The organism is Pseudonocardia sp. KRD291 (assembly GCF_019263595.1).
In the GTDB taxonomy this organism is placed as follows: domain Bacteria; phylum Actinomycetota; class Actinomycetes; order Mycobacteriales; family Pseudonocardiaceae; genus Pseudonocardia.
Map to the genome: position 1 here is coordinate 1 of NZ_JADQDD010000206.1, position 11,429 is coordinate 11,429.

An 11,429-nucleotide genomic window follows, 5' to 3' on the forward strand; every position below is an offset into this window, starting at 1 on the left:
GATCGAGGACCGTCCCGGGCTGCGGCAGTCGGCCCAACCGGCTGTCATGGCCGTGTAGACGGGGTGCATGTGCGACTCGACCAGACCGGGAACCACCGAGCATCCGGCCAGGTCGACGACGGCGGCCCCGGGTGCGGTCGCACGCAGGTCGTCGTAGCGCCCGACTCCCGCGACCAGGCCACGGTCGATCAGGACCGCCTCGGCGACCGGGGCGGACGGGTCTCCCGTGACGACCGACCCGGGCCGCAGGAGCACGGGCGCGGCGGCGCCGGTCATCGCCGGTCCTCCCCCGCCACGGCGGCCCGCGGCGACGGCGGCTCGGTAGACACCTCGGGGGCGTTCTCGCGCAGCTCGGCCTGCCGGTAGGACCGGAGCCCGCGCACCGCCACCGTCGCCGGCCAGAACACCCGCGACGCCGCGACGACGGCGATGTTGACCACCAGCGCGGCCAGGCCGAGGTTGATCCCGTGCCCGTCGAGCCAGGACGACACGGCCCCGCTGCTGTCGGTGTAGAGCCACAGCACGAGCACCTCCCCGACGACGAGACCGGTCGCCAGCGCCGAGGCGCGCAGCCGCCACCCGAACACCATCGCCAGGAACAGCGGCGCGGCCTGGGTGATGCCGTAGTAGGCGGTGTTCACCAGGGTCAGCATCAGCTGCGGTGTGACCAGCGTGAGCAGCAGCGAGACCCCCATGTAGAGCACGATCACGCCGCGCACCCAGCCGCGCTGGCGGTGTTCGGGCACGTTCGGGAGCAGGTTGCGCGAGACCATCGACCCGATGCCCAGCGCCGACCCGCACAGCACCACGACCGCGCACAGGGCCGCCCCGCCGGCGACCACTCCGGTGAGCCAGTCCGGGAGCACCGTGCGGGAGAGCGCGAGCAGTGCCTGGTTCGACTCGGCTCCCGACAGGCCGGGCACCAGCGAGGTCGCGGCGAACGCGGCCGCGACGAGGAACGGGTACATCAGCATGTAGAGCGGCATCCAGCGGACAGACTTCTTGATCGTCGCCTCGGACCGGGCGGCGAACACGGCCTGGGCGACGAACGGGAACACGTAGAAGCCGACCGCCTGGAAGACGATCGTGGTGACGGCGAACGACAGGGCCGACCCGGTCACGGTGAAGTGCGACGCCGCGGTGACCGTGTCGCCGTTCTCGGCCCGTGCGAACAGCTCCTGCAGCCCGCCGGAGCGCCCGACGGCGGCCAGCCCGACCAGCACCGCTGCCAGGACCAGGCAGATGTCCTTGACGAACGACACGAACGCCGGGGCGCGCACGCCGGAGAGCATCAGGAACAGCAGCGCCAGACCCGCTCCGGCGAGGACCGCGGCCGTGGGGTCCAGGTCGATCCCGAGACCGACCATCGCCACCTGCAGCCCGGTCAGCTGCAGCTGACCCCACGGGATGAGGAACACGACGAACGACACCGCGAGAACCCGTTCGAGGCCGCGCGAGCGAAAGTGCCGGCCCGCGGCGTCGGGCAACGTCATGGCGCCGTAGAGCTTGCCGGCCCGCCAGAGATAGGGAGCGAACCAGTACCCGAGGGGGTAGGCGACCAGGATGTAGCCGATGAACCAGACGCCGTAGCTGGCCCCCTCGGCGTAGAGCCCGCCGGGGAAGCCGATCAGCGTTCCGATGCTGTAGACCTCGCCCACGGCCAGCACGAAGACCAGCAGCCCCCCGAACGAGCGGCTGCCGACGAGGAAGTCGCCGATGCTCCCCGAGGCGCCGCGTCGCGACCACAGTCCCGCGACCAGCGCCAGCACGAGGACCAGCGCGAACGTCACGACGATCATGCGTCCACCTCCTCGTCCAGCACGACCCGGTCGATGCGCCACGCACGGTGCAGGCACAACGAGGTGATCGGCATCCACGCGAACAGCCAGGCGAACACGACCGGGAACCCGAGGATCCGGACGTTCGAGCCACCCAGCAGGACGATCCCGGCCAGGACGCCCACGACCGGTACGGCCATACCTATCAACGTGCTCTTCAGTTCACGACTCATCCGATTGCTCCTTCGACGCCGTTGTCGCGACGACAGTGACAGCGGATACTGGCCTGGTACAGGTCCAGATTCGGGTCAGTTCACCAAGCCAGATGGAGTGGAGGCGACGTGGCCGGCCAGGTTCCCGAGTCCAGGACCCGCAGGGTCCGGTCGGTGCTGGAGCGTCGGATCATCGGCAACACCCTCGGGCCGGGCGGGCGCCTGCCCAGCACGCGGACCCTGGCGGTGGAGCTCGGCGTCTCCCGCTCGACGGTGCAGGTGGCGCTGGACATGCTGGTCGCGGAGGGCTACGTGGAGTCGCGCCCGCGCAGCGGGCTGTTCGCCGCCCGGGGCGTGCGCGGGCGGCTCGCCGCTCCCCGCGACGACCAGGAGACCGGGCGCTGGTGGCAGGCTCGGCTCGCCGCGCCGGGACCGGAGACCGACCGCGTCGCCCCATCCTGGTGGAACGCACGCTATCCGTTCGTCACCGGGCAGATCGACTCGACGCTGTTCCCCCAGCACACCTGGCTGCGGGCCCTGCGTCGCAGCCACGACGCGGGACACGTCGAGTGGAGCTCGTCCGAGCACGGCGGCGACGACCCGTTGCTGGTCGAGCAGATCTGTGCCCAGCTGTTGCCCGCCCGCGGCATCGACGTCGACCCGCGCCAGGTCGTGGTCACCCTCGGGAGCCAGCAGGCGCTGGCCGTCCTGGCGGACCTCCTGGTGCGTCCGGGCGACCGGGTGGTCATCGAGGAGCCCGGGTATCCGGACGCACGCGCCATCATGCGGGCCGCCGGCGCCGAGCTCGTCGTGGCACCGGTCGACGCCGACGGCATCGACCTCACCGGGGTGACCACCCGCGGCGACCTGGTCTACGTGACCCCGAGCCACCAGCACCCGACCAACGTCACGATGAGCCTCGAGCGACGGCTCACCCTGCTCGACGCGGCCGCGCGCTGGGACTCGGTGATCGTCGAGGACGACTACGACAGCGAGCTGCGCTACGAGGGCGCTCCCAGCCCGGCGCTGGCCTCGCTCGACCACGGCCGCCGGACCGTGTACCTCGGTACGTTCTCGAAGTTCCTCTCCCCCGGCCTGCGCCTGGGCTTCCTCGTCGGACCCCCGGAACTGGCGGACGCCGTTCGTGACCGGATCCGACTGACCGTCCGGCAGGTCCCCAGCCTGCTGCAACGCGCGATGGCACTGTTCATCCAGAGCGGCGACTACGCGCGGGCGCTGGCCCGCCACCGCCGCGAGCTCAGGACCCGATGGACGGCGGCCCGGTCAGCGGCCGTCGAGCACCTCCCGTGTGTGCCCGAGTTCCCGCCCGGCGGAGGCAGCCTCTGGCTGCGGACCACCGACGGAACCGACTGGCGCGACGTCCTCGAGCCCGCTCGCCGTCGCGGGATCCTGCTCCAGAACCCCGCCCACCACTGGGCGCACCCGACCCCCTCCCTGTCGTGCCTGCGACTCGGGTTCACCGCACTCTCGGCAGATCGCATCACCCCGGGGATCGCCGAGCTCGGCGTCGTCCATCGCGAGGCACGACTCCGCCGGCAGCGATGACCGGGGCGGCCACGGCCCCGGGGCGCGGAGAGGTACCCCACCTGCTCGCGCCCGACGAGGTGGCGCCAGTCGAGGCACGTCGCCGGTAGGAGGGCGCCGAGCAGCTCAACGCGATGCGCGCAGCCCATCGACGATCACGTCCAGAGCGCGGTGCACACGCTCGGCGGTGACATCCCCGTCGACCCGGGACAGGAACCCGAGCAGGAGAAGCACCTCGCGGGAGTCGATGTCATGCCGGATCGTCCCGTCGTTCCGGCCCGCCGCGAGCAGCACCTCGATCGCCCGCGCCAGGGTCCCTGCGTGCTTCGTGGTCAGCTCGTGTCCGGTATCGACCGAGAGCGCGACCAGGACGCCGTGTTTGACGCGCGCATAGTCGGCCACCTCGTCGAACCACGTACGCAGCGCGGTTGCGGCATCAGTGCGCGCGAGCAGGCGCTCGGCCGAGGACCCGAGCTTCTCCACGTCGGCCCGGTAGACCTCCACCAGCAGCGCCACGCGGCTCGGAAAGTGCCGGTACAAGGTGCCCTGCCCCACCCCGGCCGCCTTCGCGACGGCGTTGAGTTTCACATCGGAGTCCGCCGCCAGCAGCCGGCGTGCGCTCTCGAGGATGCGTTCACGGTTGTCGACCGCGTCGGCTCGCCTCCTGCGCTCGGACATCGAACGTCTCACACCCCTGGCTAACCGGACACGTGTCCGCATACTCTAACCGGACACGTGTCAGTTTATATCGTCAGGGAGATCGCATGACGAACACCGAGAGCCCCCTCGCCGGCAGAACCGTCGTGCTCACCGGCGCCAGCAGCGGGATCGGACTCGCGATCGCGACACTGCTCGCCGAGCGCGGAGCCTCGCTGGCGCTTGCCGCCCGCCGCGTCGAGCGCATCGAGAAGCTGGCCGCATCCATCCGCGCCGACGGCGGACGGGCGATCGCGGTGCAGACCGACGTGACCGTCCTCGCGGACGTACGAGATCTCGTCCAGCGGGCGGTCGACGAGTTCGGAACCGTCGACGCCCTGGTCAGCAACGCCGGCGTCGCACGGCTCGGACGGATCGACCAGCTCGACGTCGAGGACTGGTCGGCCATGATCGACGTGAACCTGCGGGGACTGCTCCACGGGCTCGCCGCCGTGCTCCCGGTGTTCCGCAGTCAGGGACACGGGCACGTCGTCACGACGGTGTCGACGGCGGGGATCACGATCTCGCCGACGATGGGCGTCTACGCGGCCACGAAGAACGCCGCGCGCACGGTCATGGAGGCACTGCGGACCGAGTCGACGGACGGCGTGGTCCGCACCACCGAGATCTCGCCCGGCTTCGTCCGGACCGAGCTCGCCGACGAGATGGACCCGGCCTCCCGCGACCGCATCCAGACCGGCATGCGCGAGTTCGGCCTCGACCCGCACGCGGTAGCCAGGGCGGTCAGCTTCGCCCTGGAGCAGCCGCACGACGTCGAGATCGGCTCCCTCACCATCCGCCCGACCGTCCAGAACTGACTGCCCGGCCACACCCCGACGGCGACGACGTACCTCATGCAGGAACTCGGCCGTGGTCTCGCTGAGGTAGCGGCGGTCAGTGCACGCCGTCATCACAGCGGCTTGCGGGGCGACTGATCGCCCCGCTACGGTTCTCGTTGGAGCGGACGGTTCCGTCCGGAACAGCTTTCGCCGAAGGAGGCCCGGGTGACCATCGCGGTACTGGAAACGGACGCGAGGCGCGACGCCGGGCCGGGCGCGGCTCTCGGGCACGTCGGTGTCCCGATGTCGTTGTGAGCCAGGCGCCGCAGGAGGACGTCCGGAGCGTGGCGATCGCTCGGCCCCGCGACGACACCGGACGGCTTGACCGCGGCACGGTCCATCAGCAGCTGCGACCGCGGCGGTCCCCGCATCGCACACCAGATGCTGCTGCTCAGGCCTCCACCCCGTAGTCCCGCACGAACTCGACTCCATTCCCTTCACCGCCGACGTCGCCCGACGCGCCACCGCCGACCGCGTCCGTGCGCTGAGTTCGCTCTGACCTCCCCACGAGCTCGCTTTATCGGCACACATGCACCCGCCACATCGAGGAGCAGCTCGACATGACCGCAGCCACATCCGGCGAGAACGCCGGAGGCCTCACCTTCAACGACCGCAACATCGCCGAGTTCCGAGCCACCGGCGGGACCCTGTCCGCCTTCGCCGACGCCCCGGTACTGCTCCTGACCACCACCGGAGCCCGCAGCGGAGACAAGCGCGTCTCCCCCATGATGTACCGCCCCCACGACACCGACCCGGACACCATCTACGTCTTCGCCTCCAACGCCGGCGGGCCCCGTCATCCGTCCTGGTACCACAACATCCTCGCCCACCCCGACGACCTCCTCGTCGAGATCGGACACGACACCCTCACCGCCGACGCACGCGTACTCGACCGCGACGACCGCGACTCCGTCTACCGCGTCCAGGCCGAACAGTTCCCCGGCTTCGCCGACTACGAGGCCCGGACCAGCCGCGTCATCCCCGTACTGGCCCTTCGACTGCACCGCACTACGGACGCGGCTCTCTCGGGCTGAGCGGCACCGGCACAACCCTCACCGATAGCCCACCGAACACGAGAAGGGCCTCGCCATGACCGAAGAACCTGTACCGACCACGCCGATCCCACCGGACGACCCCACGCGCCACGGGGTCCACGTCAACCTCGCAGGTCCCGACCTGCAGCACATCTCCCTGGTCGGGGATACCTACACGGTCCTCGTCTCCGGCGAGGACACCGCCGGTGCATACACCCTCATCGACATGCTCGTCCCGGACGGGGGCGGCCCGCCGCCGCACCGCCATGACTTCGAGGAGATGTTCGCCGTCCTCGACGGGGAGGTCGAAGTGGAGCTGCGCGGCGTGACCTCGACCGCACGCAAGGGGGACGTCGTCAACGTCCCCGCCAACGCGCCGCATCGGTTCGTCAACCGCCGCCCGGAGCCGGCCCACCTGCTGTGCATGTGCACCCCGGCCGGTCAGGAACGCTACTTCGCACTGATCGGCGACAGCGTTCCCAGCCGCGATTCGGCGCCACCACACCTCAGCGACGACGAACTCGCGCTACGTCGGCAACGAGCCCTCGAACTCGCCCCGACCTTCCGCAGCGAGTTCATCTTCGGGAAGCAATGACTTGACGACGCCAAACACGACGAGATTGATCCAAAACACGACGTCACCGTTCCCGTAATTAACCGCGACCGGATCTCCAACGCAGACCGGTTCTTCCCCGGACTCGACCACGCGGAGAGCCACCTGACTGATTCTGATGGTGACGCCAAGCCGAGAGATATCCATTATTCGAGTCTTCGACCTGATGAGGACGCTCGTGAATAACGTCGCACACGACCTCGGTACCCAATTCTACGCCGCCCTCACAGTGGAAGACTGGCCTGCAATCCGCAGTCTCTTACACGACGACGTGACCTGGACCCTTCCGGGTGATCACGCCATCTCCGGTACCGCCGTCGGCGCCGACGCCGTCATCGCCCGACTGCAGAAGGTTGCCGGTTCCGGCGTCCACTTCGAGTTGCAGCGCATCCTGCGGAGTCGGGACAACGTCGTCCTGTGCCAACACAACACTGCCCGTCGTGGTGACCGCATCCTCAGCTGACTTATGTGGTGGTGCTGATCTTATCGAGCCCGACATCACCAAGAACGGAAAGAGAAATGGGTAGCACAACCGAGCAGGCCGTAGTGCTCGTCATGGGCGCCACAGGTCAGACCGGCCGGGTTGTCGTCGATCTGCTCCGCGCCCGCCAGGAACCGGTTCGCGCGGCGAGCCGCACACCGAACGTCATCTCCGGCACGGACGCGGTTCGATTCCATTGGCACGATCCCAGCACCCACGAGCCCGCGCTCGACGGTGTGGACCGTGTCTTCCTGGTCCCCCCGCCCTCGTCGGTCGATCCGGTCGGCGTGGTCGATCCCTTCCTCGCCCTGGCACGCAGTCGCGGGGTCCGTCGTGTCGTGATGCTGGGGTCTGCGGTCGAGTTCCCGAACGCGCCCGGCCGGCTCGAGCTCGCCGCGACCGTGCGCGCCGAGCCCGGCTGGGTGGTGCTGAGCCCGTCGGGGTTCATGCAGAACTTCCTTCGCCCCCACGCCATCGGCACGGCCATCCGCACCGACGGCGTGCTCTCGACCTCGGCACCGTTCGGGCGTCTGGGCTGGATCGACACCGCCGACATCGCCGCGACCGCAGCGGCCATCCTGACCCGGCCGCTACTGGACGAGGCGTTGCGCAGCGACTATGTGCTCACCGGACCGCAGGCGCTGAGCTTCACCGAGGTCGCCGCCATCATCTCCGCGCGGACGGGCCATCGGTTACCCGTTAAGGAGGTGACAGTCGAGCAGCTCGCCGCACGTCATCGCGCCGCCGGCCTGACAGCCGAGTTCGCGGCAATCCTCGCCGCGAACGAGGACGACGTCCGCACTGGCCGCTACGACCAGGTCACCACATCGGTACTCGAGCTGACCGGGCGCCCACCCCGCACCTTCGAGGACTTCGTCGCCGACCACACCCAGGAGTGGTCGCCGGCACCGGTGACGACCGACTGATCGGGCCCGTGCGACGCCAACGCCCCTGGGCAGTAGCTCGCAGGCACCGCAGTCAATGCACTCGTTGGGGTTGAGGTAGCTCTTGCGCTCGCCCACGTAGATGCAGTCGACTGGCCGGGCACTTCTCATGCCACCTTGATAACCACCTTGCCCGAGGAGTGACCGTTCTCGACGGTGGCGAGCGCGGCCGGGGCGTCGGAGAGCGGGTGGACCGCGGTGACCACGGGTGCGAGGACTCCCTCGAGCGCAAGCCGACCGGACCGCTCCAGGTTCTCGCGGTCAAGGTGACGCTCGACGAAACGCCCACCGAGATCGGACACGGACATGTCACCCACGGCAATAATGTTGTGGGGATCCCGGGCCAGCGGAGCGACCGTCCGTAGCGAGGTGCCTCCGACCAGATCGACGATCCCGTCGAAGCCGTCCGCAACCAGCTCGCGTGCCACAGCGACGACGTTCTCGGCGGCGTAGTCGATGAACCGCACCCCGACGGCTTCAGCGTGCTCGCGCTTGGCGGTACTCCCGGTGCCGATCACACGCAGCTCCCTCCCGATGGCCAGCCTGGCGACGGCAAGACCGACACCGCCCCCGACCCCGTTGACCAGAACCGTGGCACCGGCCGGGAGGTCGAGCTGATCGAGCGCATCCACCGCGGTCGTCCCACTCACCGGCAGCGTTGCCGCCACAGTTGCGGACACGCCCGCCGGGATGCGCGCGGTGTTCGGCGCAGACAGCACCGTCGTCTCGGCGTAGGTGCCGCCACCGGTGGATGCGAAGCCGAAAACCGCATCACCCACCTCGAGCCCTTCAACATCCTCGCCCCGGGCGAGAACGATTCCGGCTGCCTCCATGCCCAGCACGCGGGGAAACGGACGCCCGCCGTCGAGGCCGGGGACCAGACCCGAGCGCAAAAGATGGTCGAGGGGATTCACGCCGGCCACGGTGACCCGGATCAGCACCTCGCCGCGACCGGGCTCAGGATCGGGACGATCGAAGAACTCCTGCACCTCGGGCCCGCCATACCTGCTGAAACCCCACGCCTGACCCATTATCTGTCGCTCCCGTATGACCGACCCGGTAATTCCGGGCGATGTCACCATCCTCACCTCTGACGTTGATGTAAGGGGCAAGCGGCTGAGGTGCAGGTCACAGCATCAGGCCGACCGTGTCACCGGTTCAGAGACCGTTGACAGCTTCGCTCGGTGCCGACTGTTGGCGCTGATCAGCGCGTCGAGCGCATCCCGGGTCTCGATCAGGTGCGCGATGTCGGCGTCGATCCGGGTACGCTCGCGCGTCATCGCCGTGAACGTCTGCTCGGCGACGCCCAGGTCACCGGGGATGTCCACACACGGCAGCACGGTCGCGATCACCCGGCTGGACATACCCGCATCGAACAGCTGTCGGATGAGCGACACGCGCTGGACCGCGGCACCGGAATAGTGACGCTGCCCGGTGTCAGAGCGTGAGCTGGTCAGCAGGCCCTGCTCTTCGTAGTACCGCAGTGAGCGCGGACTCACGCCCGCGCGCTTGGACAGCTCGCCGATCCGCACCCCTCAGAGGCTACGCCCGCGTGCTCAAGGTTCAGGCCCGGCAGCACGGCGGGAGCAGGGGTCAGCGGGGTCCGGGATCAGGGATCAGGAATCGGCCCTACCGCCGACGGCACCGTCAGTCGAGTACACCGGCCACGGCCACGCCGAGGTGGGCGGTGAGCTCGGTGGCGTCGGACAGCTCGTCGAGGCGCAGCACCCGAGCGAAGGCCGACTGCGGGGTACTGCATCGATCGTTGCTCTCGGCCGAGCTGCCGGCAGACCTGGTCAACTTCGTCGACGGTCGGGCGCCTGCGGGCCCTGCAGCCGCCTTGATGGCCAGGGTTCGGGCCCACCTCGACGAAACCCATGTCGCCTGGATAGGCGGCGACGCCGACGGGGACGCCTTCTACTACAAGGTGCACAGCCCGGTCCTGCTCGTCAAATACGACTGTTCAAGGCGTATTCCTCGACAACGAAGAACCCGAACCGTTCCACGTGCACACCATCGTCCGCACTCCCAACGGCGGCGACTATGGCCACGATCTCGTGCGCCGTCATTACGCCCGGCACCACCGCCCGCCGGAAGGAACCAAGCCGTGACCAGAGGGTCCGCGGCAAAGATTGTGTCAGAGAGCAGGCGCTGAATCCGCTGGCAGGGTTACCACCCGGCTGGCGAGCCGTTGCACTCTCTGTTGCCCAGGGCGTCGGACGTTGCCGGAGAAGGGGCTAGTTGGACCGGTGGGAGGTGCTGGGGACGAGGCCATTGATCATCAGGTCGATCTGCCGGCGAGCCAAGGCGTCCCAGTCGCCGGTGCCCGGTAGTGGTCGGGAGAGCAGGGAGCTTGCCACGATCAGGTCTTCTGGGGTCAGGTCTGCCCGCAGTTCTCCGGCGGCCTGTCCGCGTTCGAGGAGGCTGCGTAGGGCGGTGCGAACGTCCGCTTGGCGCCGGCGGGTGGCCGGCGTGAAAATGGCCGGGCCGCCGTGCAGGGGCAGCACGAAGCGCTCGCGGTCGCGCAAGGTGGCCAACAAGAACAGCCGTACGCCCTCCAAAGCGGGTCCGGGATGAGCGGCGGCCGCTCCCGCGTTCTCCACCGCAACGCCGAAGGAGCGGTGGACGAGCTCGCCCAACAGGTCCTCGCGGGTGGCGAAGTGGCGGTAGACCGTCCCGACGCCGACGCCTGCGCGCTCCGCGATCTTGGCCATCGGCACCTTCTCGCCCTCGTTCCGGACGAGCTCGGTGGCGGCATCAAGAACTCGATCGCGGTTCTGCAGTGCGTCCTTGCGGGTCCGGCGAGAGGCGAGTGGCGACACGCACGCATCATCGCAGCGGCTTGCGGTGCGCCTGAACGTCCTACTATGGTCCTCCCTGAACCGGATGGTTCCGTCCGGAACAGCTCTTCGGCGAGGGGGGCCCGAGTTGGCCATCGCAGCTTGGGGAACGGACGCGAGACGCGACGACGGGCCGGGCGCGACTTACGGCGGTATCAGAGCCCAGGTGTCAGTGTGAGCCGGACGCCGGAGGACGACGTCCGGAGCGTGGCGATCGCTCGATCCGAGGGCCCCGCGCCGGCCCGCCTGGCCGTCGTCTCCCCCGCACCGTCACGATATCGAGGAGTGCTTCCGCGTCCTCGAAGGCTCGGTGGAGGCTCAGGTCGGCGACCTTCCCTCCGTCCGGCTGGAAGAAGGTGAGTCAGCGAACATCCCGACCAACGCCGCTCACGCGTTCCGCGATGCGACGGGTGTTCCGACGGCCCGACTGCTGTACACCGTCGCGCC

At 69.3% G+C, this 11,429-nt stretch carries 14 protein-coding genes and 3 pseudogenes; 8 read left to right on the forward strand and 9 right to left on the reverse strand.

Going from position 1 to position 11,429, the window contains the following annotated elements; all coding sequences use genetic code 11:
• The 3 genes and pseudogenes from I4I78_RS23330 to I4I78_RS23340 all read right to left on the reverse strand — a co-directional run.
• Positions 1 to 276, reverse strand: a pseudogene (locus tag I4I78_RS23330) (amidohydrolase); the annotation flags it as partial.
• The gene (locus tag I4I78_RS23335; protein ID WP_218613615.1) at positions 273 to 1,799 is read right to left on the reverse strand and encodes a sodium:solute symporter; all 1,527 of its coding nucleotides are present in this window, start codon (positions 1,797 to 1,799) and stop codon (positions 273 to 275) included. The gene I4I78_RS23335 and the pseudogene I4I78_RS23330, both read right to left, overlap by 4 nt.
• Complete coding sequence (locus I4I78_RS23340) at positions 1,796 to 2,011, reverse strand: DUF3311 domain-containing protein (RefSeq protein ID WP_218613616.1); 216 nt, start codon at positions 2,009 to 2,011, stop codon at positions 1,796 to 1,798. Before I4I78_RS23340 ends, I4I78_RS23335 begins: the two co-directional genes overlap by 4 nt.
• 108 nt (positions 2,012 to 2,119) lie before the next feature.
• Between I4I78_RS23340 and I4I78_RS23345 the strand changes: the two genes are divergently transcribed.
• Positions 2,120 to 3,556 carry a PLP-dependent aminotransferase family protein gene (locus tag I4I78_RS23345; protein ID WP_308252304.1) on the forward strand — a complete coding sequence of 479 codons (1,437 nt, stop codon included), beginning with the start codon at positions 2,120 to 2,122 and terminating at the stop codon, positions 3,554 to 3,556.
• A gap of 105 nt (positions 3,557 to 3,661) precedes the next feature.
• On the opposite strand, the gene I4I78_RS23350 is transcribed toward I4I78_RS23345, so the two are convergent.
• Positions 3,662 to 4,213 carry a TetR/AcrR family transcriptional regulator gene (locus I4I78_RS23350; RefSeq protein WP_218613618.1) on the reverse strand — a complete coding sequence of 184 codons (552 nt, stop codon included), beginning with the start codon at positions 4,211 to 4,213 and terminating at the stop codon, positions 3,662 to 3,664.
• Between the two features lie 86 nt (positions 4,214 to 4,299).
• Between I4I78_RS23350 and I4I78_RS23355 the strand changes: the two genes are divergently transcribed.
• The 5 genes from I4I78_RS23355 to I4I78_RS23375 all read left to right on the forward strand — a co-directional run bounded on the left by I4I78_RS23355 (position 4,300) and on the right by I4I78_RS23375 (position 8,124).
• Positions 4,300 to 5,049, forward strand: a complete 750-nt coding sequence (locus I4I78_RS23355; RefSeq protein WP_218613619.1) for an SDR family oxidoreductase — start codon at positions 4,300 to 4,302, stop codon at positions 5,047 to 5,049.
• Between the two features lie 581 nt (positions 5,050 to 5,630).
• The gene (locus I4I78_RS23360) at positions 5,631 to 6,104 is read left to right on the forward strand and encodes a nitroreductase/quinone reductase family protein (protein ID WP_218613620.1); all 474 of its coding nucleotides are present in this window, start codon (positions 5,631 to 5,633) and stop codon (positions 6,102 to 6,104) included.
• Positions 6,105 to 6,330: 226 nt separating this feature from the next.
• Positions 6,331 to 6,699 (forward strand): cupin domain-containing protein, encoded by a 369-nt coding sequence (locus tag I4I78_RS23365; protein ID WP_226380286.1) that lies wholly within the window; start codon positions 6,331 to 6,333, stop codon positions 6,697 to 6,699.
• Positions 6,700 to 6,883: 184 nt separating this feature from the next.
• On the forward strand, positions 6,884 to 7,180 hold the full coding sequence (locus tag I4I78_RS23370; protein ID WP_218613622.1) for a nuclear transport factor 2 family protein: 297 nt from the start codon (positions 6,884 to 6,886) through the stop codon (positions 7,178 to 7,180).
• Between the two features lie 5 nt (positions 7,181 to 7,185).
• Positions 7,186 to 8,124 (forward strand): NAD(P)H-binding protein, encoded by a 939-nt coding sequence (locus I4I78_RS23375; protein ID WP_308252305.1) that lies wholly within the window; start codon positions 7,186 to 7,188, stop codon positions 8,122 to 8,124.
• A gap of 36 nt (positions 8,125 to 8,160) precedes the next feature.
• Here I4I78_RS23375 and I4I78_RS34270 read toward each other — a convergent pair.
• The 4 genes and pseudogenes from I4I78_RS34270 to I4I78_RS23390 form a co-directional block, all read right to left on the reverse strand.
• Positions 8,161 to 8,238: pseudogene (locus tag I4I78_RS34270) on the reverse strand (ferredoxin family protein); the annotation flags it as partial.
• Positions 8,239 to 8,249: 11 nt separating this feature from the next.
• A complete protein-coding gene (locus tag I4I78_RS23380; protein ID WP_218613628.1) occupies positions 8,250 to 9,173 on the reverse strand; it encodes an NADP-dependent oxidoreductase in 924 nt (307 codons plus the stop codon).
• Between the two features lie 105 nt (positions 9,174 to 9,278).
• A complete protein-coding gene (locus I4I78_RS23385) occupies positions 9,279 to 9,674 on the reverse strand; it encodes a MerR family transcriptional regulator (protein ID WP_218613623.1) in 396 nt (131 codons plus the stop codon).
• Between the two features lie 115 nt (positions 9,675 to 9,789).
• On the reverse strand, positions 9,790 to 9,942 hold the full coding sequence (locus I4I78_RS23390) for a hypothetical protein (RefSeq protein WP_218613624.1): 153 nt from the start codon (positions 9,940 to 9,942) through the stop codon (positions 9,790 to 9,792).
• Between the two features lie 43 nt (positions 9,943 to 9,985).
• On the opposite strand from I4I78_RS23390, the gene I4I78_RS34275 reads away from it, so the two are divergent.
• Entirely contained in the window at positions 9,986 to 10,297 is a 312-nt protein-coding gene (locus I4I78_RS34275) for a DUF3500 domain-containing protein (RefSeq protein ID WP_374225900.1), read from the forward strand.
• A gap of 82 nt (positions 10,298 to 10,379) precedes the next feature.
• Here I4I78_RS34275 and I4I78_RS23400 read toward each other — a convergent pair whose 3' ends face one another.
• Complete coding sequence (locus I4I78_RS23400; protein WP_218613626.1) at positions 10,380 to 10,964, reverse strand: TetR/AcrR family transcriptional regulator; 585 nt, start codon at positions 10,962 to 10,964, stop codon at positions 10,380 to 10,382.
• A gap of 277 nt (positions 10,965 to 11,241) precedes the next feature.
• Here I4I78_RS23400 and I4I78_RS34280 point away from each other — a divergent pair.
• A pseudogene (locus tag I4I78_RS34280) lies at positions 11,242 to 11,429 on the forward strand (cupin domain-containing protein); the annotation flags it as partial.